22 protein-coding genes and 5 tRNA genes are annotated in these 24,046 nt (G+C 39.1%); 17 read left to right on the forward strand and 10 right to left on the reverse strand.

Features of this window, described 5'->3' with window-relative positions:
- Both L647_RS0118155 and L647_RS0118160 read right to left on the reverse strand, forming a co-directional pair.
- A partial coding sequence (locus L647_RS0118155; RefSeq protein WP_024612302.1) for a UDP-2,3-diacylglucosamine diphosphatase occupies positions 1 to 338 on the reverse strand: 338 nt, incomplete at its 3' end.
- A 76-nt stretch (positions 339 to 414) separates the two neighbouring features.
- Entirely contained in the window at positions 415 to 906 is a 492-nt protein-coding gene (locus tag L647_RS0118160; RefSeq protein ID WP_024612303.1) for a peptidylprolyl isomerase, read from the reverse strand.
- Between the two features lie 155 nt (positions 907 to 1,061).
- Between L647_RS0118160 and cysS the strand changes: the two genes are divergently transcribed.
- Entirely contained in the window at positions 1,062 to 2,441 is a 1,380-nt protein-coding gene (cysS, locus tag L647_RS0118165; protein WP_024612304.1) for a cysteine--tRNA ligase, read from the forward strand.
- A gap of 72 nt (positions 2,442 to 2,513) precedes the next feature.
- Here the strand turns inward: cysS and folD are convergent, their stop codons facing one another.
- Positions 2,514 to 3,368: a bifunctional methylenetetrahydrofolate dehydrogenase/methenyltetrahydrofolate cyclohydrolase FolD gene (gene folD / locus L647_RS0118170; RefSeq protein ID WP_024612305.1), complete on the reverse strand. Its 855-nt coding sequence runs from the start codon at positions 3,366 to 3,368 to the stop codon at positions 2,514 to 2,516.
- 354 nt (positions 3,369 to 3,722) lie between these two features.
- On the opposite strand from folD, the gene L647_RS0118175 reads away from it, so the two are divergent.
- The 11 genes from L647_RS0118175 (at position 3,723) to L647_RS0118225 (ending at position 13,208) form a co-directional block, all read left to right on the forward strand.
- A tRNA-Pro gene (locus L647_RS0118175) sits at positions 3,723 to 3,799 on the forward strand.
- A 53-nt stretch (positions 3,800 to 3,852) separates the two neighbouring features.
- Positions 3,853 to 3,929, forward strand: a tRNA-Arg gene (locus L647_RS0118180).
- Between the two features lie 23 nt (positions 3,930 to 3,952).
- A tRNA-His gene (locus tag L647_RS0118185) sits at positions 3,953 to 4,028 on the forward strand.
- 18 nt (positions 4,029 to 4,046) lie between these two features.
- A tRNA-Pro gene (locus tag L647_RS0118190) sits at positions 4,047 to 4,123 on the forward strand.
- A 53-nt stretch (positions 4,124 to 4,176) separates the two neighbouring features.
- Positions 4,177 to 4,253 (forward strand) — tRNA-Pro (locus tag L647_RS0118195).
- A gap of 384 nt (positions 4,254 to 4,637) precedes the next feature.
- Positions 4,638 to 5,942 (forward strand): trigger factor, encoded by a 1,305-nt coding sequence (gene tig / locus L647_RS0118200; protein WP_024612306.1) that lies wholly within the window; start codon positions 4,638 to 4,640, stop codon positions 5,940 to 5,942.
- A gap of 164 nt (positions 5,943 to 6,106) precedes the next feature.
- Positions 6,107 to 6,724 carry an ATP-dependent Clp endopeptidase proteolytic subunit ClpP gene (clpP, locus tag L647_RS0118205; RefSeq protein WP_024612307.1) on the forward strand — a complete coding sequence of 206 codons (618 nt, stop codon included), beginning with the start codon at positions 6,107 to 6,109 and terminating at the stop codon, positions 6,722 to 6,724.
- A 132-nt stretch (positions 6,725 to 6,856) separates the two neighbouring features.
- Positions 6,857 to 8,140, forward strand: a complete 1,284-nt coding sequence (gene clpX, locus L647_RS0118210; protein ID WP_024612308.1) for an ATP-dependent protease ATP-binding subunit ClpX — start codon at positions 6,857 to 6,859, stop codon at positions 8,138 to 8,140.
- A 151-nt stretch (positions 8,141 to 8,291) separates the two neighbouring features.
- A complete protein-coding gene (lon, locus tag L647_RS0118215) occupies positions 8,292 to 10,652 on the forward strand; it encodes an endopeptidase La (protein WP_024612309.1) in 2,361 nt (786 codons plus the stop codon).
- A 192-nt stretch (positions 10,653 to 10,844) separates the two neighbouring features.
- Positions 10,845 to 11,135: an HU family DNA-binding protein gene (locus L647_RS0118220; protein WP_157849304.1), complete on the forward strand. Its 291-nt coding sequence runs from the start codon at positions 10,845 to 10,847 to the stop codon at positions 11,133 to 11,135.
- 171 nt (positions 11,136 to 11,306) lie between these two features.
- Positions 11,307 to 13,208: a SurA N-terminal domain-containing protein gene (locus tag L647_RS0118225; RefSeq protein ID WP_024612310.1), complete on the forward strand. Its 1,902-nt coding sequence runs from the start codon at positions 11,307 to 11,309 to the stop codon at positions 13,206 to 13,208.
- A 67-nt stretch (positions 13,209 to 13,275) separates the two neighbouring features.
- Here the strand turns inward: L647_RS0118225 and L647_RS0118230 are convergent, their stop codons facing one another.
- The 7 genes from L647_RS0118230 to pspF form a co-directional block, all read right to left on the reverse strand.
- Positions 13,276 to 13,761 carry a VOC family protein gene (locus tag L647_RS0118230; RefSeq protein WP_024612311.1) on the reverse strand — a complete coding sequence of 162 codons (486 nt, stop codon included), beginning with the start codon at positions 13,759 to 13,761 and terminating at the stop codon, positions 13,276 to 13,278.
- A 156-nt stretch (positions 13,762 to 13,917) separates the two neighbouring features.
- Positions 13,918 to 14,679 carry an ABC transporter ATP-binding protein gene (locus L647_RS0118235; protein ID WP_024612312.1) on the reverse strand — a complete coding sequence of 254 codons (762 nt, stop codon included), beginning with the start codon at positions 14,677 to 14,679 and terminating at the stop codon, positions 13,918 to 13,920.
- The gene (locus L647_RS0118240) at positions 14,679 to 15,671 is read right to left on the reverse strand and encodes an oligopeptide/dipeptide ABC transporter ATP-binding protein (protein ID WP_024612313.1); all 993 of its coding nucleotides are present in this window, start codon (positions 15,669 to 15,671) and stop codon (positions 14,679 to 14,681) included. Before L647_RS0118240 ends, L647_RS0118235 begins: the two co-directional genes overlap by 1 nt.
- A complete protein-coding gene (locus L647_RS0118245) occupies positions 15,672 to 16,565 on the reverse strand; it encodes an ABC transporter permease subunit (RefSeq protein WP_024612314.1) in 894 nt (297 codons plus the stop codon).
- The gene (locus L647_RS0118250; RefSeq protein ID WP_024612315.1) at positions 16,552 to 17,586 is read right to left on the reverse strand and encodes an ABC transporter permease subunit; all 1,035 of its coding nucleotides are present in this window, start codon (positions 17,584 to 17,586) and stop codon (positions 16,552 to 16,554) included. Before L647_RS0118250 ends, L647_RS0118245 begins: the two co-directional genes overlap by 14 nt.
- Complete coding sequence (locus L647_RS0118255; protein ID WP_024612316.1) at positions 17,586 to 19,193, reverse strand: ABC transporter substrate-binding protein; 1,608 nt, start codon at positions 19,191 to 19,193, stop codon at positions 17,586 to 17,588. Before L647_RS0118255 ends, L647_RS0118250 begins: the two co-directional genes overlap by 1 nt.
- 15 nt (positions 19,194 to 19,208) lie before the next feature.
- Positions 19,209 to 20,273 (reverse strand): phage shock protein operon transcriptional activator, encoded by a 1,065-nt coding sequence (pspF, locus tag L647_RS0118260; RefSeq protein ID WP_024612317.1) that lies wholly within the window; start codon positions 20,271 to 20,273, stop codon positions 19,209 to 19,211.
- 186 nt (positions 20,274 to 20,459) lie between these two features.
- On the opposite strand from pspF, the gene pspA reads away from it, so the two are divergent.
- The 5 genes from pspA to L647_RS0118285 all read left to right on the forward strand — a co-directional run.
- Positions 20,460 to 21,119 carry a phage shock protein PspA gene (pspA, locus tag L647_RS0118265; RefSeq protein WP_024612318.1) on the forward strand — a complete coding sequence of 220 codons (660 nt, stop codon included), beginning with the start codon at positions 20,460 to 20,462 and terminating at the stop codon, positions 21,117 to 21,119.
- 72 nt (positions 21,120 to 21,191) lie between these two features.
- On the forward strand, positions 21,192 to 21,425 hold the full coding sequence (gene pspB, locus L647_RS0118270; protein WP_024612319.1) for an envelope stress response membrane protein PspB: 234 nt from the start codon (positions 21,192 to 21,194) through the stop codon (positions 21,423 to 21,425).
- Positions 21,422 to 21,820 (forward strand): envelope stress response membrane protein PspC, encoded by a 399-nt coding sequence (pspC, locus tag L647_RS0118275; protein WP_024612320.1) that lies wholly within the window; start codon positions 21,422 to 21,424, stop codon positions 21,818 to 21,820. The genes pspB and pspC overlap by 4 nt, the downstream gene beginning before the upstream one ends.
- A 63-nt stretch (positions 21,821 to 21,883) precedes the next feature.
- Positions 21,884 to 23,302, forward strand: a complete 1,419-nt coding sequence (locus L647_RS0118280; protein ID WP_024612321.1) for a YcjX family protein — start codon at positions 21,884 to 21,886, stop codon at positions 23,300 to 23,302.
- Positions 23,299 to 24,046: TIGR01620 family protein (locus L647_RS0118285; RefSeq protein ID WP_024612322.1), on the forward strand; the 748-nt coding region annotated here is incomplete at its 3' end. The genes L647_RS0118280 and L647_RS0118285, both read left to right, overlap by 4 nt.

The raw sequence follows: 24,046 nt of genomic DNA on the forward strand, positions 1-24,046 counted from the left end.
GGTGTGCCATATAAATCAATAACGGTTTGTTCATCTAGTAATTCCATGCCAGCCATTTTTGCATATTGCTTACGCATTATAAAATCACGATTACCATGAATAAAATAAACAGGAGTACCCCCATCTTTTACCGATTTTAAATGTTTGGCTACGTCAGTACTAAGTGCAGTGACATAATCATCACCTACCCATACCTCAAAAAAATCACCCAAAATGTATAACGCATCAACATCTTGCTCAAGTACGTGCGTATTTAAAAAATCAAAAAATGCCGCGCTGATATCAGGGCGGTTTTCACTTAGGTGTAAATCGGCGATAAAGTAAGTTTTGCGGGTCATAGATTAGTCTATTTTTTATTAAATAAAAGCGGGCTAATGCCCGCTTATGTGCTCACAAAAGTGTAAGCAAATACTATTAGCTAACAGTAACGCTTTCGATGATTACATCTTCAAGTGGTACGTCTTGGTGAAAACCAGTACTACCCGTTGCTACATCTTTAATTTTATTTACAATGTCCATGCCTTCAACTACTTCAGCAAAAACACAGTAACCCCAGCCTTGCGACGTTTCGCTGCTGTGGTTTAAAAAATCGTTGTTGTTAACGTTAATGAAAAATTGCGCTGTAGCTGAATGAGGATCAGGCGTACGTGCCATTGCTAAAGTGCCTATTTTATTAGATAGACCATTGTTAGCTTCATTCTGAATTGGATCATTTACGTCTTTTTGTTCCATACCCGGAACAAAACCACCGCCTTGAACCATAAAGCCATCAATTACACGATGGAATATAGTACCGCTGAAAAAACCAGAGTTTGCATACTCTAAAAAGTTTTTAACTGTATTTGGTGCTTCGGCTTCGTGCATTTTAATGGTGATATCACCAAAGTTTGTGTGTAGAACAACCATGAGGTTTCCTGTATCTGGTTTAAATATTGGCGCTATTTTATCGTAGTTAGCTAAGATTAACAAAGTAGATGTTTGGTTTGTTATAAAGCGCTAGAGCAGGGGCTTTTCAAGTGGTAACATAGTTATTCAAGTTAATAGTTAAGGACTCAAAATAAATGGTAAATATATACAACACACTCACGCGAAAAAAAGAGCAATTTAAACCTATGGTCGAAGGAAAAATCGACATGTATGTGTGTGGTATCACCATTTATGATTACTGCCATATTGGACACGCACGTACCTTTGTTGGATTTGACGTTATTGTGCGCTACTTACGCCATATTGGTTACGATTTAAAATATGTGCGTAATATTACTGATATTGACGATAAAATTATTAAACGCGCAAATGAAAATGGCGAGTCAATAAACGATTTAACTGTGCGTATGACTAAAGCGATGCACGAAGACTTTGATAGTCTAAACATGCTACGCCCAGATATTGAACCAACAGTTACAAGCCATATGGATGAAATTATCGTTATGGTTAAGCGCCTGATTGAAAAGGGCCATGCTTATGTTGCAGCTGATGGCGATGTATTATTTGATGTATCAACGTTTGAGCAATACGGTGCGCTTTCCCAGCAAGATTTAACTATGTTGCAATCGGGCTCTCGCGTAGAAGTGGCTCAAGATAAAGACGACCCACTTGATTTTGTTTTATGGAAAAAAGCTAAAGCAGGTGAGCCATCATGGTCATCACCGTGGGGTGAAGGGCGTCCGGGTTGGCATATTGAATGTTCGGCAATGAGCTCAAAGCATCTAGGTGAGCATTTTGATATTCATGGTGGCGGTTCTGACTTACAGTTTCCACATCATGAAAACGAAATTGCGCAATCGTGCTGTGCAAATAACGGCAAGTATGTAAATACATGGATACATACTGGCATGGTGCAAGTAAATAAAGAAAAAATGTCTAAGTCGTTAGATAACTTTTTTACAGTGCGTGAAGTTTTAAAAGCATACGATGCCGAATCTGTTCGTTACTTTTTAATTTCTGGTCATTACCGCAGCCAACTAAATTACTCGCAAGAAAATTTAGACCAAGCGCGTTCATCACTTGAACGCATTTATACAGCGCTTCGAGATGTTGAGCCTGTAGAGTGTAATCTTGAGGGGAGTGAGTATGTCGTTAAATTTAGAAAAGCGATGGATGACGACTTTAATACTCCAGAAGCATTACCAGTATTGTTCGAGCTCGCTAAAGAGCTAAATCGCGTAAAAGAAAGTGATGTTGTTCAAGCTGGGCAACTTGCGTTTATATTACGCAGTATTGGTAACGTTTTAGGTGTTGCTCAGCAATCACCGGAAGCCTTTTTACAAGGTGGGCAAGATGACGACGAAGTTGCGACAATAGAAGCATTAATTGTAAAACGTAATGAAGCACGTGCCAGTAAAAACTGGGCTGCTGCTGATGAAGCACGTGATGCGCTTAATGCGTTAGGTGTAATACTTGAAGATTCAGCGGGTAAAACAACGTGGCGTAAAGCGTAAGCGTTTAAAGTAATTCACGTTCAACTAAAAAAGGGTTGCCAAATGGGAACCCTTTTTTGATTTTTTAATAGCTTAGCTGTGATATTTCTCACACGCTTCTAATGTGTTTTCAATTAAGCTTGCTACCGTCATAGGGCCAACGCCACCTGGTACAGGTGTAATAAAATGCGCTTTTTGTTCAGCGACACTGTATTGAACATCACCTACTAATTTACCCGTATCTAAACGGTTAATGCCTACATCAATGACTATAGCGCCTTCTTTTATCCAATCCCCTGGTATAAATTCAGGTTTACCTACCGCTACAACTAATAAATCAGCACGACGCACATGCGTTTCTAAATCTTGTGTAAATTTATGGCAAACTGTCGTAGTACAACCAGCAAGTAAAAGCTCAAGCGACATTGGGCGACCAACAATATTTGATGCACCAACAACAACAGCATGCATACCTTTGTAACGCACACCAGTTGAATCAAGTAGCGTTATAATACCTTTAGGCGTACAAGGGCGAAGTGCCGGCATACGTTGCGCTAAACGACCTATATTATAAGGGTGAAAGCCATCTACATCTTTATGTGGTGTGATGCGCTCCAAAATCTTTTCTGCATCTAGCCCTTTTGGTAATGGTAGTTGTACCAAAATACCATCTACTTGTGCATCATTATTCAGCTCGTCAATTAAATCTAAAAGCGTTTGCTCTTTTGTGTCTATTGGTAAATCAAATGATTTAGAAATAAAACCAACTTCTTCACAGGCTTTACGTTTTGAACCAACATAAACTTGGCTTGCTGGATCAAGTCCTACAAGTACTACTGCAAGACCTGGTACGCGTAAACCGTTTGCAACACGTTCGCTTACACGTTCTGCTACAGCACTACGTACTTGTTTTGCGATTGCTTTACCATCAATGATGTTTGCCGTCATGGGTGACCTTAATTGGGGTTAATTAACTTGATATCGATACTTTAAAAACGAATGCACAATAAAATAGGGGTAATAATGCGAATAAAGAAAAATGTATTCTTTATTTAACTCGTTTTTATAATGTATTTACTATTTTCGCAGAAAAGGACTAAAGCGCCAAGTTGCTTTTAAGTTATAAAGCGTTTGATTATAGAAAGCTGCTTAAATACCGCTCTAGTTTTGCAATATTTAACCATTATGAACTAAAAGTGACCAGTTGATTGGTTTTCTTAAAAAAACGTTTGACCTAACCCCGTCAAATCACTATTATGCACCCCGTTGTCAACGAGGTCTCTCGTTAACAATAGTAAGCATCGGCGATTAGCGCAGTTTGGTAGCGCACTTGGTTTGGGTCCAAGGGGTCGCAGGTTCAAATCCTGCATCGCCGACCATTTTTATAATTTATTATAACAATTGCTTACTGGTTAGCTATGAAGTTTTCGATGTGCCCATAGCTCAGCTGGATAGAGCAACGCCCTTCTAAGGCGTGGGTCGAAGGTTCGAATCCTTCTGGGTGCACCATTTGAAAACTTGTAAATATAGCGGTGATTGTAGCTCAGTTGGTAGAGCCCCGGATTGTGATTCCGGTTGTCGTGGGTTCGAGCCCCATCAGTCACCCCATTTACAGAAAACGAATATCGGCGATTAGCGCAGTTTGGTAGCGCACTTGGTTTGGGTCCAAGGGGTCGCAGGTTCAAATCCTGCATCGCCGACCACTTTCTTATAAGTGGTCTTAAGTTCAAAATTTAAGTATTCAAAATATATATGTCGGCGATTAGCGCAGTTTGGTAGCGCACTTGGTTTGGGTCCAAGGGGTCGCAGGTTCAAATCCTGCATCGCCGACCACTTTCTTATCCTAATAAGATTAAGTGATTTAAAATCTCATATCTCATTTTATAAATTCTATCTTTTACACTATAAATATCTTCTTCATCAAATAAATATTTTGCATTAACCCCTTTTTAGTTCGTTTTTTATTCAGTTGGTCGGTATCTCACCTGATCTAGCCCAAATAATTGCCCCCTACACTCGACTATCATAGATATTAGGTTATAATGCCGCGTCTATTGTTTAACATAGTGCCCGAAGGGCAGAGCAGCAATGGTATCTCATGGTAACGACGGATGTTTTTAAGCGAGAAAAATTGCTTGTAACTCATCAATAATCATGGAGATTACTTTGTTTGTAAGGAAGGCGAACAGTCGCCAAAATTGAATATTGAGGTAAATCATGCAAGTTTCTGTTGAGACGACTCAAGGCCTTGAGCGCCGTCTGACCATCACCGTTCCTGCAGAGAACGTTGAGACCGAAGTAAAAAAACGCTTACAACAACTGTCAAAAACGCAGCGTATAGATGGTTTCCGTGCTGGTAAAGTTCCAGTTTCAGTAATCAACAAGCGTTTTGGACCTGCAGTTCGTCAAGAAGTTGCTGGCGAAGTAATGCAACGTAATTTTTACGAAGCTGTTGTTTCAGAAAAAATTAACCCAGCAGGCGCACCAACATTTGCTCCTAAAGCACTTGAAGCTGGTAAAGATTTAGAGTTTTCGGCTACATTTGAAGTATACCCTGAAGTTGAAGTTCAAGGTTTAGATAAAATTACAGTTGAAAAACCAGCAGTTACAGTAACTGACGAAGATTTAGCTAACATGCTAGAAACACTTCGTAAGCAACATGCAGCTTGGGCTGATGTTGACACTGCAGCTGGCGAAAATGACCGTGTTACGGTTGATTTCGTAGGTACTATCGACGGTGAAGTATTTGAAGGCGGCAAAGCTGAAGACTTCCCATTAGAACTTGGCCAAGGTCGTATGATCCCAGGTTTTGAAGATAATATCGTTGGTAAAAAAGCAGGCGAAGAAGTAGTTGCTGATGTAACGTTCCCTGATGATTACCATGCTGAAAACTTAAAAGGTAAATCTGCTCAATTCACTATCACAGTGAAAAAAGTTGAAGCACAAGAGTTACCTGAATTAAGCGAAGAATTTGCAACTAAATTCGGTGTTAACGAAGGCGGTGTTGAAGCGCTTAAAGTTGAAATTAAAAAGAACATGACTCGTGAGCTAGACCAAGCGGTTAAAGCTAACGTTAAAGACCAAGCAATCAAAGGTCTTTTAGCGAACAACGAAATCGAAGTTCCTAAATCACTTGTTGATCAAGAAGTTGATGCATTACGTCAACAGGCTGCTCAACGTTTTGGCGGCGACGCTCAAAACATGCCTGAGCTTCCAGCTGAATTGTTCCATGAACAAGCTGTAACTCGCGTAAAAACTGGCCTTTTATTAGGTGAAGTGATTAAAGCTAACGAGATTAAAATTGATGACGCTAAAGTTGATGCATTAATTGCAAACGTAGCTTCTGCATATGAAGATCCAGCTGAAGTAGTAGAATACTACAGAACAAGTGATCAACTTATGCAACAAATGCGTAATGTAGCGATGGAAGAGCAAGCTGTTGAAGCTATTTTAGCTAAAGCAGTTGTTACTGATGTTGAAAAAGCATTTGATGACATCATGAATCCAAAGCAAGGTGCTTAATAAGTCATTGACTTAAGCTCTCGCTAACGATTAAATGGCTCGTGCTACTCTGTTTATACAGCGTGCCCGGGCCATTTTAGTTTTTGGCTCTAAATTTGCGAAAAACGATAACTATGCTTCCTTATAATAAGGATAAGTATAAGCGCATAAGGAATTAAATAAGTATGAATACTGGTATTACAGATCCCCTAAACGCATTGGTCCCTATGGTTGTAGAACAAACACCTAAAGGCGAACGCTCGTATGATATTTATTCGAGATTATTAAAAGAGCGTATTATCTTTTTAACAGGTCAAGTTGAAGACAACATGGCAAACCTGATTTTAGCGCAAATGCTATTTTTAGAATCAGAAAACCCTGATAAAGATATCTTTTTATATATCAATTCACCAGGCGGCTCAGTGACTGCAGGCATGGCTATTTACGACACAATGAACTTCATCAAACCAGATGTAAGTACAATTTGTGTAGGTCAAGCTGCTAGCATGGGTGCTTTTTTACTTACCGCTGGTGCAAAAGGTAAGCGTTTTTGTTTACCTAATTCTCGCGTGATGATTCACCAACCATTAGGTGGCTTCCAAGGTCAAGCGTCTGACTTTGAAATACACGCTAGAGAAATACTGTCTATTAAAGACAAACTAAATCGCTTAATGGCTGATCATACAGGTCAACCTTTAGATGTGATTTCAAAAGATACTGACCGTGATAACTTTATGAGTGCCACGCAAGCTGTAGATTACGGCATTGTAGATTCAGTATTTACAAATCGCGATAAAAAGTAAGCGTTTGGTAAATAGGTAATCTGTTTACCACTTTGAGTTACTATGCGAAAAAATTAAATTTTGGTATAGTTAAAACGTATTGAAATAGCTGCCAATTAGTTTGGCAGCCAACGTATAAAATGAGGTAGCTGAATGTCTGACACTCCTACAGACGGCGACAAAAGTAGTAAATTGTTATACTGTTCTTTTTGTGGAAAAAGCCAGCATGAAGTGCGTAAATTAATTGCGGGCCCTTCAGTATACGTTTGTGATGAATGTGTAGAGCTGTGTAACGATATAATCAGGGAAGAAATAAAAGACATTGCTCCTAAGCATGATACGTCTGATAAACTACCTGTACCTAAAGAGATTCGTAAACACTTAGACGATTATGTTATTGGTCAAGACCATGCTAAAAAAGTATTGTCTGTAGCGGTATATAACCATTACAAACGCCTGCGCAATCAATCGACTAAGCAAGATATTGAACTTAGTAAAAGTAATATACTATTAATCGGTCCAACAGGTAGTGGTAAAACATTACTTGCTGAAACGTTAGCACGCCTACTAGACGTGCCGTTTACAATGGCTGATGCAACTACATTAACTGAAGCCGGTTATGTGGGTGAAGATGTTGAAAACATCATTCAAAAACTTTTACAAAAATGTGATTACGATGTAGAAAAAGCCCAACGTGGTATTGTTTACATTGATGAAATTGATAAAATTTCTCGCAAATCAGATAACCCATCAATTACGCGTGATGTATCAGGTGAAGGTGTGCAGCAAGCACTGCTTAAACTGATTGAAGGTACTGTTGCATCAGTTCCACCTCAAGGTGGTCGTAAGCATCCACAGCAAGAGTTTTTACAAGTAGATACGTCTAAAATCTTGTTTATTTGTGGTGGTGCATTTTCGGGCTTAGATAAAGTTATTGAGCAACGTAGCCATAAAAATACCGGTATTGGTTTTGGCGTTAGCGTAAAAGAGTCTGCGGCGAGCCGTTCTTTAAGTGATACATTTAAAGACGTAGAGCCAGAAGATTTAGTAAAATACGGCTTAATTCCTGAGTTTATTGGTCGTTTACCAGTGGTTGCAACATTAACTGAACTTGATGAAGCTGCATTGATACAAATATTAAGCGAACCTAAAAACGCCATTACTAAGCAGTTTTCTGTTTTGTTTGGTATGGAAGATGTTGAACTTGAGTTCCGCGAAGATGCTTTAGCTGCCATTGCCCACAAAGCAATGGAGCGTAAAACAGGTGCACGTGGTCTTCGTTCAATCGTTGAAGGTGTATTGCTTGATACTATGTACGAGCTTCCTTCAATGGATGATGTAAGCAAAGTGGTTATTGATGAAACCGTTATTAAAGGTGAATCAGACCCAATCTTGATTTATGAAAATAATAAACAAGAAAAAGCAGCATCAGAGTAGTTTTTAAGCTATTTGAATGAAAAAAGGAGCCTTAGGCTCCTTTTTTTATAATTAATTTAATCGACTAGAGAAAAATTGTTGAACTTTAATTAGGTTATCCCCATATACTTGAGTAATCTTTAATATAAATAAAGTGCGAAGAGAAAATATAATGACGCTTGAGAGAACCGACCGAGTCGAAATCCCAGTCCTTGCACTGCGCGATGTAGTGGTATATCCACACATGGTGATCCCGCTTTTTGTAGGCCGTGAAAAATCAATAAAATGCCTAGAAGCGGCAATGGACAAAGACAAACAAATTTTCTTGGTTGCACAAAAAGATGCAACTGTAGATGAACCTGAGCAAGATGATATTTATCGTATTGGTACTATTGCCACAGTACTTCAGTTACTAAAATTACCTGACGGCACTGTAAAAGTGTTAGTGGAAGGTACACAACGTGCGAAAATTGAAGAATTTGTCGATAACGATGACTTTTTTGTTGCTACCGCGCAATTTATTGAATCTGATTTAATAGACGAGCAAGAGCAAGATGTTTTCATTCGCAGTGCAATTAGCCAATTTGAAGGTTATGTAAAGCTAAATAAAAAAATCCCACCTGAAGTATTAACATCAGTGTCGGGGATTGATGAGCCTGCGCGCCTTGCCGATACAATGGCCGCTCATATGCCATTAAAAGTACCTGAAAAACAAAAAGTACTAGAAATATCAAGCGTTACAGAGCGCCTTGAATATTTAATGGCATTGATGGAAGGCGAAATAGATTTATTGCAAGTTGAGAAAAAAATTCGTACCCGTGTTAAAAAGCAGATGGAAAAATCTCAGCGCGAGTATTACCTCAATGAGCAAATGAAAGCTATCCAAAAAGAACTTGGTGAGCTTGATGATGTGCCTGACGAATTTGAAGCCCTTAAAAAGCGCATTGAAGAATCAGGTATGCCAACTGAAGCGCAAGAAAAAGCGACCACAGAACTTAATAAACTTAAAATGATGTCGCCTATGTCGGCTGAAGCCACTGTAGTGCGTTCATATATTGATACGTTAATTAATGTACCGTGGAAAAAGCGCTCTAAAGTGAAAAAAGACTTAGCGGGCGCTCAAAAAATTCTTGATAGTGATCACTACGGTCTAGAAAAAGTTAAAGAACGTATTTTAGAGTACTTAGCAGTACAACAGCGTACAAATAAGCTTAAAGGTCCAATATTGTGTCTTGTAGGACCTCCTGGTGTGGGTAAAACGTCATTAGGTCAGTCTATTGCACGTTCTACTGGGCGTAAGTACATCCGTATGGCGCTTGGTGGTGTACGTGATGAAGCTGAAATTCGTGGTCATCGTCGAACTTATATTGGCTCAATGCCAGGTAAATTAATTCAAAACATGACTAAAGTGGGCGTTAAAAACCCATTGTTCTTGTTAGACGAAATCGACAAAATGTCTGCAGATATGCGTGGTGATCCAGCATCTGCATTACTTGAAGTATTAGATCCTGAGCAAAATAGTCATTTTGCTGATCATTACTTAGAAGTAGATTACGATTTATCAGATGTTATGTTTGTTGCAACATCGAACAGCTTTAATATTCCAGGTCCGCTATTAGACCGTATGGAAGTTATTCGTTTATCGGGTTACACCGAAGATGAAAAGCTAAACATTGCAAAAGAGCATTTAATTACTAAGCAAGTTAAGCGTAATGGCTTAAAAGAGCATGAAATTGAGATTGCTGACAGTGCAATCATTGGCATTATTCGTTACTACACGCGAGAAGCGGGTGTTCGTAACTTAGAACGCGAAATTTCTAAGCTATGTCGTAAAGCGGTTAAAAATATCTTAATCGAAAAAGACACAACTACCGTCACTATTGATCAAGACAACCTTGAAGAGTTTTTAGGTGTGCAACGTTTTGACTATGGTAAAGCTGAAGATGGTGACCGCATAGGTCAAGTTACCGGTCTTGCATGGACAGAGGTTGGTGGTGACTTATTAACTATTGAGTGCGCAGCGGTGCCAGGTAAAGGTAAGCTTACTTATACCGGCTCACTTGGTGATGTAATGCAAGAGTCGATTCAAGCTGCAATGACCGTTGTACGTAATCGAGCTGAAGCATTTCGTATTAACAGCGACTTTTATGAAAAGCGTGATATTCATGTACACGTACCTGAAGGCGCTACGCCTAAAGATGGTCCAAGTGCAGGCGCCGCAATGGTAACCGGTTTAGTGTCGAGCTTAACAGGTAATCCTGTACGCGCTGATGTAGCGATGACTGGTGAAATTACATTACGTGGTGAAGTACTTCCTATTGGTGGCTTAAAAGAGAAGTTATTAGCGGCGCATCGTGGCGGTATTAAAACAGTAATTATTCCAAAAATTAACGAACGTGACTTAAAAGAGATCCCAGAAAACGTACTGGCAGGCTTAGATATTCACCCTGTTACTTGGATTGACGAAGTTTTAAAACTAGCTTTAGTGCACCCAGTTGAGACTTTTTCAGTCGAAACACCAAAAAAGCAGTAAAAAACCTAAAAAAAGTGCTTTTTAGGGCTTTTCAAATCTAAACGGTATGATAAGTTAAGCACTGGTTTTCAAGCCTAGCCCTTACAGGGCCTAGGCTTAAGAAAAATATAATCATGTGAGCATAATTAGTTTGCTCTAAAATTTTCAAAAAAGTGATGTTAGTTTAAAAAACCATCGCTCTTGATAATAACAATGAAAGAGGATGATATTGTGAATAAATCTCAATTAATCGATCAAATCGCAGCTGATGCTGACATTTCTAAAGCGGCTGCAGGTCGTGCACTTGATTCATTCATCGAATCTGTATCTGGCGCGCTAAAAGATGGCGATTCAGTTGCACTTGTAGGTTTTGGTACTTTCTCAGTACGTGAACGTGCTGCACGAGCAGGTCGTAACCCACAAACTGGTGAAACTATTCAAATTGCTGCTGCTAACATTCCTGCTTTCAAAGCCGGTAAAGCGCTTAAAGACGCAGTAAACTAATCACTGTTTTAAACACATTAGTTATGGCGAATGTACAAGTACTTAATAATCGCAGATGATGAATTAAGTAACTTTACCGCCAGTTACTTCAAGTGAAAAAGCGTATCTGGTAAGATACGCTTTTTTTACATGTGACAAGGCAAAAAACCTTGATCGAAAAGAGATAAACAAATGCTTGAGAAAATCAGAGAAGGTTCGCAAGGACCTATAGCCAAAATAATTTTAGGCGCGGTGATTTTATCTTTTGCCTTAGCAGGGATCGGTAGTTACTTAGGTCAAACCACAGAACAACCCGTTGCTGAAGTAAATGGAATTAAAATTAGCCAAACCGATTTTAACCGTGCTTATCAAAACGAACGTAGTCGTTTAGAGCAACAATTTGGTGAGTACTTTACACAAATTGCAGCAGATCCAAATTACATGGCACAAATTCGCCAAGGTGTAGTTGATCGCTTAGTACAACAAGAATTGCAATCACAACTAGCGGCTGATTTAGGTCTTCGCGTTAGCGACGCAAGTGTACGCAAAACAATTTTAGAACTACCATATTTTCAAGTAGGTGAGCAGTTTAATAACGACCGTTACCTACAAGTTATTCGTCAAATGAATTTCCAACCAGATGCATTTCGTGAATACCTACGTAAAGATATGACACGTAGTCAGCTTGTATCTGCTGTTGCCGGTACTGAGTTTGCACTAGATAGCGAACTTAAAAGCGCAATTGCTCTACAGCAACAAACACGTAGTATTGATTACTTAGTTGTAAATAAAGAAGCATTAGCTACCACAGTAGAAGTATCTAATGAAGAAGTGTCTGATTACTATGAGCTAAATGCATCACAGTTTTTATCGCCTGAGCTTATTTCAGTAAATTATATTGAGCTTAAAGCCGATGATATAACGGTAGAATCAGTAACTGAAGACGACGTTAAAGCGTACTACGAGCAAAATAAAGCACAGTATATTGAGCCAGAAAAACGTCGCGTTTCGCATATCTTAATTGATAACAGTGAAGATGATGATGTTGCCAAAGAAAAAGCGGATGCGTTATTAGCACAATTAAAACAAGGTGCAGATTTTGCTGAACTAGCAGAAACATCATCTGATGATGTTGTTAGTGGCGAAATTGGTGGCGACCTTGAATGGATTGAGCGTGATGTAATGGATCCTGCTTTTGAAGATGCGACATTCGCACTTGAAAACAAAGGTGATATTTCAGACGTTGTTGCTTCAGAGTTTGGTTACCACATAATTAAATTAACTGATATTCAACCTGAGCAAGTTAAATCGTTCGACAGCGTAAAAGCTGACTTACGTGCAGAGCTTGAGCAAGCTGAGAAAGTAGATGCGTTTTACGAAAAGCAAAGTGAAATGGGTGCATTAGCATTTGAAATTTCAGACCGCTTAGACGATGCAGCTGAAGTTGCAGACGTTGAAGTTAAATCAACAGCGCTTTTATCTCTTAATGAATTACCAGAGCCGTTAAACACTCCATCAGTTATTACTGCATTATCTTCAGTTGATTTACTTGAAGATAAAGTAAATTCTGAGGTTATTGAGCTTGGGAATGAGCATGCAATTGTGGTTCGTGTAAATGAGCACAAGCCTGCTGCAACTAAGCCATTGAGTGAAGTGAGTGAAGAAATAAAAGCACGCTTAGTTAACGAAAAGTCATCAGAGCTTGCTAAAGAAAAAGCACGAACCTTATTTGCAGATGTACAAGCAGGTAAGAGCTTAAATGACGTTGCTAGCGAGCAAAACTTAACAGTTCGCCAAGAAGCTAAGTTAACGCGTCAAAGCTATACTGTTTCGCCAGCTATTGCGACTCAGGCATTTAAAATGGCTCACCCAGCAGGTGCCCCTGTAGTTGAACTTGTTTATTTAAATAATGGCGATGCAGCAATTGTTGCGCTTAAGTCGGTTACAAATGCACAAGTTGCAGCTAACATTGACCCACAAGCAAAACAAAGCATTACTATGGCGCAAGCTAATAAAAACTATATGGTATTTATTGAAGCGTTAAAGGCGAAAGCTAAACTTAATTTACCAACGACTACACAACCAGTTGAGTAATTAATTTTAGTTCATAAAGAAAGGCGCTTTAAAAGCGCCTTTTTTATTGTCTTGAATAAAGTTTATATTAGCTAGGTCTGGCAATAAACTCGATACGATTACCGCTAGGCTCTCTAATCATCATATGTTGCGTTGGACCTTTACCTAGGTTTTCTGGTGCAAATTCTATAATAATATTATTTTGCATTTTTAAGTGTTCGTGAAGCTCGCTTAACTTTTCAATACTCTCAACACTGAGTGCTAAGTGGTGTAAGCCTACATTTTCTGCACGATTAAACTCCACACGTTTTTCATCATTTTTAACGCGCCATAATGTAATGGTTATTTTATTGTTTGATAAAAAATAAGCAGGGTAGGTTGGGTCACTTCCTAGCGTTTTAAAACCAAGTACATCAGCAAAAAATGTTTTAGAAGCATCAAGGTTTGATACTGTTAACCCTAGATGATCAACTCCACCAACCCAGTTTTGATCTTTAGGGGTTACATCGGCAATAACCGTTGTTGATAAAAGTAATAGCGATGAAATACCGGTGAGTAATGTTTTTTTAAGCATAGGTCCTCTTTATAATTTAGGTGTTATACCAATTACATTAAATTATTGATTATGTTTTTAATAAAATTGGTATTAAATGCAATACATTTAATAAAGACCTTTATAAACGAGGTTACATTGCACACAAGTTGAGGTTTGCTGGTAAGAAAGCTGTTATTAACAGCTAAGTAAACGTTGGGTAACTTTAGATTGTGGGTTTTGAAATACAGATTCAGTGGGGCCGTATTCAACTACCTCACCTTTATCGAGCACAATAACTTGGTCGCTAATATGGCGCACTAAACTTAAATGATGAGTGATCATCACATAAGTCAGCCCAGTATCTCGTTGAAGCTTTAGTAATAAATTAACAATTTGCGCACGTATAGAGGGGTCTAATGACGAAACAGCTTCGTCGAGCACCACAACCTTCGGATCTAAAATTAATGCACGAGCGAGCGCTACACGCTGTAATTGCCCCACACTAAACATATGTGGATAGTAATGTTGGTGATCTATTAATAAACCCACTTTAGATAACGTTGTATTAATTTTTTCTATACGTTCTAGTTTTTCAAAATCAGTATTATATAAAAGACAATCGTCGAGCATATCGCCAATAGTTAATCCTGGATTTAGCGACGCACCTGAGTCTTGAAAAATCATACGGATATGACGACATTGATTGTCGCGAACACCATTATTTTCGATAATATTATTTTCAAGTAAAATTTGCCCGCTATCAGCACTATCAGCACCAGAGAGTAGTTTTGCTAGGGTGCTTTTTCCTGAACCCGTTTCACCAATAACTGCAATGCTTTCACCTTTACCAACCGAAAATGAAATATTTTTTAAGACTTCAAATTTTTTACGGCTAAAAAGTCCCGCTCGCACATTAAACGTTTTTGACAGAGCTTGTACTTTTAATAAAGGCTGCATTATCTCATATCCTTAATTAGCGGAAAGTGACACGCATAACTGTGTCCGTTGTGCTTTGTAAACTTAGGAGTTACTACACATGCTTTTTGTGCTTGTGGGCAACGTGGTCCTAGTCGGCAACCAATAGGTAAATGCTGTAGTGTAGGAATAGTGCCTTTAAGCGCATAAAAAGGTTCTTTATGCGCTAAACCTTGCTCATAGTCTGGCAAGCTTTTTAATAATGCTTGTGTATACGGATGGCGCGGCTGGCTAAATATTTTGTGCGTAGGTCCAGCTTCGACCATTTGTCCGCAATATAAAACATGAATTCCATGCGACCAATGTGCAATTTCTTCGAGTTCATGAGAAATCATTAAAATTGACATGTTTTTTAATTGATTCAGACTTTTTAATAATCTAAAAACTTGTGCTTTAGTTGTGCTCTCAAGTGCTGTAGTAGGTTCGTCGGCAATTAATAACTTAGGAGTACGTGCAATAGCCATTGCAATCATGACTTTTTGGCACACACCTTCAGAGAGTTCATGCGGGTAACTGCTCAGTACGGCTTCGTGGTTTTTAATCCCCACTTTATGTATGAGTGCCTTAACGCGATCTTTTCGTTCGCGGTTACGCTTTAAGAAAAACCCTTTACTTGCAATTTCAGGCAGCGTTTCGGCTATTTGGTCAAATATTTTAGCAGTAGGGTCAAGGCATCGGCTTGGATCTTGATAGATCATTGCTATGTCTTGGCTTACTGTTTTACGGCGTTGCTCGGGTGTTAAACGCATTAAATCAACACCGCGCCAGTGAATTCTGTCGGCGGTAATATCCCAGCGTTCGTTAAGAACACCTACAATTGCTTTTGCTATTAGGCTCTTTCCTGAGCCTGACTCGCCTACAAGTGCGTGTACTTCGCCTTCTTTTAAGCTAAAACTCACTCGGTCTACGGCTCTAATTACCGTTTCAGAGGTGCGCAGCTCAATAGTTAGGTTTCGAACATCTAGTAATTGCATTTAATCAGCCTTACGTTCTTTTAACACTTGTCGCAGCCCGTCGCCCACTAAGTTGGTTGAAAGCACTGCTAAAAATAATAGTACACCGGGTAGTGCAACAGTCCAAGGCGCTAAATAAATGAGACCTAGGTTTTCAGCTAAAATTGCCCCCCATTCTGTAGTAGGTGGTTGAGCGCCTAATTTTAAAAAGCCTAATGCCGAAATATCTAAAATTGCCGTAGAAAGCGCCATCGTAAATATAACCACAATATGCTCGTAAATATTAGGGAATATGCCGCGCGATATTATATGCCAATTAGACGCTCCATCGAGCTTAAATGCAGTTATATAATCTTTATTTAACTCGTCAACAATTAAGCTTTTAATTGAGTGAATAAACTGCGGAAGGAGCGCCAAAATAATAGCCCAAACCGTATTCATTAAACCAGGACCGAGCACCGCAATAATAATAATAGCCAGTAACAAAGAGGGAATAGATAACGTTATATCAAGTAAATGATTTAAAAAACTTGAACGAAGCCCTCGGCTAATACCTGCAAAAGTACCTACTAAAACGCCAATAATAGTGGTGAGCAATGCGGCCACTACCGATAAACCAAAAGTATATGTAGCACCATTCATTAAACGAGAAAGTACATCTCGACCCAAATCATCGGTGCCTAAAATAAAGCGTACATCGCCCATTTCTCGCCACGAAGGCGGAATAAGTAATGCATCACTGTGCTGTTGATTTACACCATATGGAGCTAAAAAGGGAGCACTTGCAGCAAGTAAGGCAAACGCTAAAAATATCCATAGACCAACTAATGCAGGATGATTATTTTTAAATTTACGCCAAAATCGCGCAAGTGGCGATGTATTCGACTCTTCAGAAAATAAATTAAACTTTGCCATGGGTTTGGTTCCGTGAAATTGGGTCGAATAGAGTATAAGTAAGCTCAGTTATGATGGTTGCTAAAATAACAAAGAGCGAAACCGCCATTAATCCGCCTTGAATCGCGGGGAAATCGCGTTGATAAATACTGTCAATTAACCAGCGACCAATACCTGGCCACGAAAAAATAACTTCGGTTATCATAGCAAGTGTTATGAGCGTACTAAATTGCAAACCAATTTGTTTAATTACCGGCAGTAAAGCATTTCGCAGCGCGTGGTGCATTATTAGCTGTCTGCGATTAAGACCCTTTGCTCTAGCTGTTTTTATAAAGTTTTGATCCATTACTTTAAGCATTGATTCACGCGTAAAGCGAATTAACACTGTGGTTGGATACATAGCAAGCACAATGGTGGGCAGAGTTAAATGGCGCAATGCATCTAAAAAAGCAAAACCCTGATAGGGAAAATTGGCTAAGGCAATATCAATTAAAATAAAACCAGTAGCAGATGGAATCTCGTAAAGTAATCCCATTCTTCCCGACATAGGAAACCAACCTAATTTTAACGAAAACACCATAATAAGTAATAGCGCTAACCAAAAAACGGGCATTGAATAACCAACAATAGCAGTCGAGTTAATTAGTTTGTCGGGCCAACGTTTATAATAAACAGAAGCTAAAATACCAACAGGTACACCTACCACAACCGATACAAAAAGTGCATAAATACTGAGCTCTAATGTAGCAGGTAATAAATCAACAATATGAGAAAATACATTTTGCCCTGATGCAAAAGAAACGCCCCAATCACCTTGAAAAATGCGTCCTAAAAAGGCGATATATTGCATAAAGTAATTACTGTTATATAAGTACTTATCTTCGAGCTCGCTGTGCTGAGTAAAGTTACTACTTGGTATGCCGCTTAAATTACTGAGTGGATCACCTGGGAATAAATAGGCGAGTGAAAAAGTAAAGATACTCAGCAGTAGTATCATAAAAAAAAATAAACCAAGGCGACGAAAAATATAATCTAAGATCATTACTTCTTCCTCGCATTAGCTAGTGAAATAGCACCAAATGGTCCAAGTGTTATGCCTTCTACATCAGCACTGCTTGCCTGAAAACGCAAACCATGAGCAATAGGTAATAATGGCAGCTTATTAATAATAAGACTTTGCGCCTGCTCGTAGTATTTTTTACGCATATTTAAATCTGTCGTATCGAGAGCTTGGGTAAGGAGTAAGTCAAATTCAGGGTCGCACCAGTTTGCTGGGTTTTTTCCGCTAAAGGTTGCTGAGCAACTAAGCAGTGGGCTAAAAAAGTTATCAGGATCTGGTGTATCAGCAGCCCAACCAAGTAATACGCTGTCGTGGCGATGCTCACCAATACGCTGAATAAACGTATTCCACTCGTATTCTACAATACTTACGTTAACACCCACTTTGCGTAAATCACTTTGCATTAGCTCAGCCATTTTTCGAGCATTGGGATTATAAATACGGCTTACTGGCATTGCCCAAATATTCATGTCAAAGCCATTTGGTAACCCAGCTTCTATTAATAGTTTTTTGGCAAGCTCAGGGTCAAAGGTTGGAATGTTTTCTTGTGGTTCAAAAGCCCACGATGTTGGTGGTAAAATTGATTGTGCACGCGTACCGTTACCGTAATAAACCGCTTGCATTATTTTATCTATATCTATGGCATGCGCGAGTGCTTGGCGTACTCTGAGGTCGTCAAACGGAGCACGCTCTGTATTAAATGCCCAATAGCCAACATTTAAATTTGTTTCTTTTTCGATATTTATATCATCACGCTGAGCCAAAATACTCAATTGCGCGCTGCTAGGGTGTGCTGTTACATCGCATTCTTTAGTCAGCATTTTTGCAATACGAGCGGTGCCATTAGGCGTTATATCGTAAACGAGTTGCTCAAGTGCTACATCGTGCTTCCAGTACAGCGGATTTCTGTAAAAGCGTACTAAGTGGTCGCGGCGATATTCTTTATAAATATACGGTCCTGTGCCAACAGGGTACTGATCAAATAGGTTAGTTTGGTCGTTCTCTTTTAGCTTTGTTGCGTATTCTTCTGAAAGCACAACCGCAAAGTCAGTTGCCATGTTGGCTAAAAAACTGCTTTCTGCGCTAAATAATTCAAAGCGTACTTGATAGTCAGACACGCGAACAATTTTTCGGATTAGCTGATCAATTCCCACACTTTGAAAATAAGGATAATTTGCATCACCTACAAAGTGATAAGGATTATACACATCGAATAGTCGGCTAAACGTAAAAATAACGTCATCGGCGTTAAAGTCACGCGAAGGAGTAAAATAAGCTGTTGTATGAAATTTAACACCTTTACGCAGGGTAAAGGTTACCGATTTACCATCTTTACTGATTTTCCAATCGGTAGCTAATTCACTTTGAAATTCAGCCGTAACGGGATCAATACTAATTAGTCGGTCGTATAATTGGTTGGCAATAATATCGATAGTCGAACCCGTGGTTGTTACTTGCGGATTAAACGACACAGGGTTAGCTTCAGCGCAATAAACTAAGCCTTGATTTTTTTCTTCTATGATTTCTTCTTTGCTATCTATACAGCCAACTAAAGTGGCTGCTAGCAAAGAAAGTAATAATTTATGCACCCGCATAACCTCTAACTATTGTTGATCCAACAAATTGTATTTTTTTAGATAACCACGTAATTGATGATACGTTAAACCAAGTACTTCTGCAGTTTTCTTTTGATTAAATTGGCTATGTTCGAGTGCTTTATTAATCATGTTTATTTCAAAGTCGTTTGAGCGTTCTTTTAAGCTGCATGGAAATTGAATATTAGCAGCAAGCTCAATGTTTTGTTGTACAACAGGAGTCGCTGTAATTACAGGCTCTGGTGCAATTATTGGTGAGGCTGCAACGGCTTTTACACGTGGCTTTGGTCTAAATGGGCTATCGAATGGGTCTAAAATAATCTGGTGAACGGGGATATGTTCACTGCCGTGACGATATAAGCTACGTTCAACTACGTTTTTAAGTTCTCGTATATTACCAGGCCAATTGTAACTAAGGAGTGTTTCGGTAGCACTTCGAGTAAAGCCGCTAAATAATTCCCACTCTAAATCACGTGCCATATTCATCGCAAATTGCTCGGCAAGTAGCATAATATCGTCTTGGCGCTCTCGCAGTGGCGGTAGGGTAATTACATCAAATGCTAAACGGTCGAGTAAATCACTTCTAAACTCACCTTGCTCAGCTAAATAGGGTAAGTCTTCGTTTGTAGCACACACTAAACGAGTATCTACTTTTACTGTTTGTTTGCCGCCAACACGTTCAAATTCGCCGTATTCTATAACGCGTAGCAGTTTTTCTTGTACCATTGGCGATGTGTTAGCCAGCTCATCTAAAAATAAAGTACCGCTATTAGCGCGCTCAAAACGACCTTCATGGCGTTTACTTGCACCTGTAAAAGCACCACTTTCATGACCAAATAATTCACTTTCGAGTAGGTTTTCGTTAAGCGCTGCACAGTTAAGCTTTACGTAGTTTTGCTCCCAACGTTTGGATAAAAAGTGTAAGCGTGCTGCTATTAATTCTTTACCTGTGCCGCGTTCACCAATAATAAGTACCGGTTTATCTAAATTAGCGAGTTGCGATACCTGATCTAATACAGACAAAAAGCTATCTGATTGGCCGAGTAAATTATCTTGCTGGCGATATTGGCTCATATTTCCTAACTCTTGGTCATTTTTACTAACAGTTAGTGTATTTCATAATCATAGATAACTAAAGTAATTTGTCTATATAGTTTAACGTAATGAAAATAAAGTGTATTTTAACTTTTGAAAAGTTGGCAAGCATATTGATACTATTTAGAGCAGACTAACTAAGTTTAAATTACAGAGGTAAATGTTATGGGAATTTTTTCACGTTTTGCAGATATTGTTAATTCTAATATCAACGCCATTTTAGATAAAGCAGAAGACCCAGAAAAAATGGTTCGTCTGATAATTCAAGAGATGGAAGATACGCTTGTTGAGGTACGTTCTACGTCAGCTAAAACATTGGCAGAGAAAAAAGAAATTGTACGGCGTGTAGAAACACTTAAAGCACAGGTAAGTGATTGGCAAGATAAAGCCGAACTGGCTTTAAGTAAAGACCGCGACGATTTAGCGCGCTCAGCGCTACTTGAAAAGCAAAAGTCGGCAGATGCAGTAGCCGCAGTACAAAGTGAGCTTGAAAATGTAGATTCTCATATTGAAAAGCTACAACAAGAAGTTACAACACTTCAAGATAAGTTAGCTGATGCTAAATCACGTCAAAAAGCGATTATACTGCGTCAACGTTCGGCTGAGTCGCGCCTTGAAGTGAAAAAAGCGCTTGATAGCTCAAAGGTAGAAGATGCTCTTAATCGCTTTGAACGTTACGAAACTAAAATTGATGGACTAGAATCTCAAATTGAGTCTTACGATTTAGGTAAACAAACGTTAGCAGACGAAATTGCTGATTTACAAAAAAATGAAAAGATAGATGATGAACTAGCCAAACTTAAAAAGAAGCTGGCTAATAAATAATTACATATAAAAATATATGGGGCCCATGTGCCCCAGCTTAAAAACATCAAAACGGATTGTCAGGAGAGGATTATGTTTGACCCAGAGATACTAGTTGCACCATTTATCTTGTTTATGATTTTTGTTGCCCCACTGTGGTTAATTTTACACTACCGTAGCAAAAAACAAGTAAGCCAAGGGTTAAGTGAACACGAACATCGCCAGTTACTTGAACTTGCACACAAAGCTGAAAAAATGGCTGATAGGGTAGAAACGTTAGAAGCATTGCTTGATCAAGAGTCACCACAATGGAGACGCAAAGTATGAGTACCAAACGCGAATTATTAAGAGACCCACAGCGCGGTAAAATTGCCGGCGTATGTGCGGGATTAAGTGACTACTTTAATATGGAGTTATGGTTAGTTCGCATTATATTTGTTAGTGCGGTACTGCTAACAGGTGGTCCATTATTTGTGGTAGCGTATATTGTAGCGTGGTTTATTTTAGATAAAAAAGAACCTGCTACAGCGAATACAAATTCAACTAAACATGACGATCCGTTAGAAGTAAAATTTAAAGTCTGGCAAAAAGGCGAGCCACCACGCCGCGCATTGCAAGATTTAAAAGAGCGCTTAACGCGTGTAGATGTTCGCTTACAAGATATGGAACGCCATGTTACTTCGAGCGAATTTACGGTAAGCCGTGAAATTAATAAACTTTAAAGGATTTATAAGCACCTTGTTTGTAGCGTGATAAATTACGGCAGATAGGGTGCAAGACACTTTATGAGCCAATCATTTGCAAAAAAGACCTTTAAAAGCATTAAAGGCAAAGCACAAAAAGCCCTTCATCGCAGTTTAGACCAACATGTAAAACTGGCCGTAACAGGCTTAAGTGGTAGTGGTAAAACAGCGTTTATTACTGCGCTTGTTAAGCACCTAACAACCCAAGCTGATGATAAAAACTTACCTTTTTTTGATGTAATGCGTGAGCATCGCCACATTGCCACAAAAGTAGTGCCGCAAAAGGCGCTAAAAGTGCCTACGTTTGATTACCCTCGAGCACTCAATGCTTTATTACCAAGCGATGGTGAACCGAGTTGGCCTGCATCAACTGAGCGAATTAATACATTACGCTTAGCAATTAAATATCGAAGTAACGCAGGGCTGCGCGGGCATTTTTCACCTCAATCAACGCTTTATTTAGATATTATTGATTACCCCGGTGAGTGGCTGCTTGATTTACCTATGCTTGAGCAAAGTTACGAGCAGTGGTGCGCCCAACAATATCCATTATTAACACAAGCGTCGCGTGTAAATACATCGAGTGATTTTTTAGCTGCCGTTGAGCAACTCAATTTAAATGCACCTGTAGATGAAAGTGCACTTGCCCATATTGCACAGCTTTATCAAAGTATGCTGGTAGGGCTTAAAAAAGACACCAAATTAGCCATGTTACAACCTGGTCGCATGTTAATGCCTGGCGACTTACAAGGTGCACCGTTGTTATTGTTTTTTCCGGTATCGGGGGATCATATAAATAACGACGTTGTATCGGGCTCAAACTTGGCGCATTTAATAAAGCGTTTTGATGCCTATATAAAAGAAGTCGTAAAACCATTTTATAATGAGCACTTTAAGCACTTCGATCGCCAAATAGTACTTGTAGATGTACTTAGCGCATTAAACGAAGGGCATGAAACCCTGCAAGAGCAAAGCAGTGTAATAAATCAGTTACTCGCTCATTTTAGTTATGGAGAGTCGGGCTTTTTTAAACGCTTGTTTAAACCCAATATTGATAAAATATTATTTGCGGCGAACAAATCAGACCATATAAGTGCTAAACATCATAAAGACTTAGCGTTACTGCTCGATTCACTCGTGCATGAGCAAAGCAATCATTTAAAGTTTGATGGTGTAAAAATAGAAACCATGGCTATGTCGTCAATCGCGGCGACACAATCGCGCCAAATTACCGACAAAGGTCAAACGCTTGACTGTATTTACGGAAAGCCTTTAAACGAACTTGAATGGCTTACTTATTTACCGCCACAGCCACCAGCGAGAATGCTCAATAAAAGTGAGTGGCCTGCACAGGGGTTTGAGTTTTTATCGTTCTCCCCTATGGCAAATCCTGATAAACAGCTAAAACATATTCGATTAGACCATGTAATGCAGTACCTGCTAGGAGACAAATTAACATGAGTGAGTTAAACCAACAATTTCAAGCAGGGCGTCGAATTAACGCACAAAGTATTGAACAAGATGAGCCTGTTTTATCAAGTGCAAAAGTTATTCAGCACGGGCAAAGTGATTACGAAGACCTTGAAGATGAAGTCCTTGAGCCCGAAATTGACTTAGAACCTGTCTATAAAAAATCAAAATGGCAAACCCTCAAGGGTATTTTTGCTATTAGTTTTTTGATACTGGTACTTTTAGAGTTTGCGTTTTCGTTAGTGTTCGCTTTTGAGCAATCCGTTATTTTAGGGAGTGTTTATTTAACCGCCGTTGTAAGCGGTGTATTACTAATAGGGCGCTTGTTATGGCGAGAGTATCGAATGCTGCGCAGTTTAAAGCGTAATCAGTTACATAGAGTTGAAGCTGATAGACTTTTAAATAGTGAGCAAGTAGGCGGTGCATTACCTTGGTTAGAAAAGCTGAATAAACACCAAGAGCTTGATAACTTTGAAACCTTTAAAAGCCAAGTAGCTACGCATCACAGCGACAAAGAAATAATGACGCTATACGCCAATAGTTTATTAATAACGCAAGATACTAAAGCTAAAAAGCTAATTAATCGCTTTGCAACTGAGTCAGCATTACTGGTGGCACTTAGTCCACTTGCACTGGTCGATATGATGGCGGTGCTTTGGCGCGGTACAAAACTTATTGAGCAAATAGGTAAAATTTATGGCATTGGTTTTGGTTATGCGAGCCGTATAAAGCTAT

It is taken from the genome of Pseudoalteromonas sp. TB64 (assembly GCF_000498095.1).
Lineage (GTDB): Bacteria > Pseudomonadota > Gammaproteobacteria > Enterobacterales > Alteromonadaceae > Pseudoalteromonas.

Coding starts and splice junctions, on each gene's coding strand:
- L647_RS0118160 (WP_024612303.1), bottom strand. CDS start 906: ATGGTTGTTCTACACACAAACTTTGGTGATATCACCATTAAAATGCAC.
- cysS (WP_024612304.1), top strand. CDS start 1,062: ATGGTAAATATATACAACACACTCACGCGAAAAAAAGAGCAATTTAAA.
- folD (WP_024612305.1), bottom strand. CDS start 3,368: ATGACGGCAAACATCATTGATGGTAAAGCAATCGCAAAACAAGTACGT.
- tig (WP_024612306.1), top strand. CDS start 4,638: ATGCAAGTTTCTGTTGAGACGACTCAAGGCCTTGAGCGCCGTCTGACC.
- clpP (WP_024612307.1), top strand. CDS start 6,107: ATGAATACTGGTATTACAGATCCCCTAAACGCATTGGTCCCTATGGTT.
- clpX (WP_024612308.1), top strand. CDS start 6,857: ATGTCTGACACTCCTACAGACGGCGACAAAAGTAGTAAATTGTTATAC.
- lon (WP_024612309.1), top strand. CDS start 8,292: ATGACGCTTGAGAGAACCGACCGAGTCGAAATCCCAGTCCTTGCACTG.
- L647_RS0118220 (WP_157849304.1), top strand. CDS start 10,845: ATGAAAGAGGATGATATTGTGAATAAATCTCAATTAATCGATCAAATC.
- L647_RS0118225 (WP_024612310.1), top strand. CDS start 11,307: ATGCTTGAGAAAATCAGAGAAGGTTCGCAAGGACCTATAGCCAAAATA.
- L647_RS0118230 (WP_024612311.1), bottom strand. CDS start 13,761: ATGCTTAAAAAAACATTACTCACCGGTATTTCATCGCTATTACTTTTA.
- L647_RS0118235 (WP_024612312.1), bottom strand. CDS start 14,679: ATGCAGCCTTTATTAAAAGTACAAGCTCTGTCAAAAACGTTTAATGTG.
- L647_RS0118240 (WP_024612313.1), bottom strand. CDS start 15,671: ATGCAATTACTAGATGTTCGAAACCTAACTATTGAGCTGCGCACCTCT.
- L647_RS0118245 (WP_024612314.1), bottom strand. CDS start 16,565: ATGGCAAAGTTTAATTTATTTTCTGAAGAGTCGAATACATCGCCACTT.
- L647_RS0118250 (WP_024612315.1), bottom strand. CDS start 17,586: ATGATCTTAGATTATATTTTTCGTCGCCTTGGTTTATTTTTTTTTATG.
- pspF (WP_024612317.1), bottom strand. CDS start 20,273: ATGAGCCAATATCGCCAGCAAGATAATTTACTCGGCCAATCAGATAGC.
- pspA (WP_024612318.1), top strand. CDS start 20,460: ATGGGAATTTTTTCACGTTTTGCAGATATTGTTAATTCTAATATCAAC.
- pspB (WP_024612319.1), top strand. CDS start 21,192: ATGTTTGACCCAGAGATACTAGTTGCACCATTTATCTTGTTTATGATT.
- pspC (WP_024612320.1), top strand. CDS start 21,422: ATGAGTACCAAACGCGAATTATTAAGAGACCCACAGCGCGGTAAAATT.
- L647_RS0118280 (WP_024612321.1), top strand. CDS start 21,884: ATGAGCCAATCATTTGCAAAAAAGACCTTTAAAAGCATTAAAGGCAAA.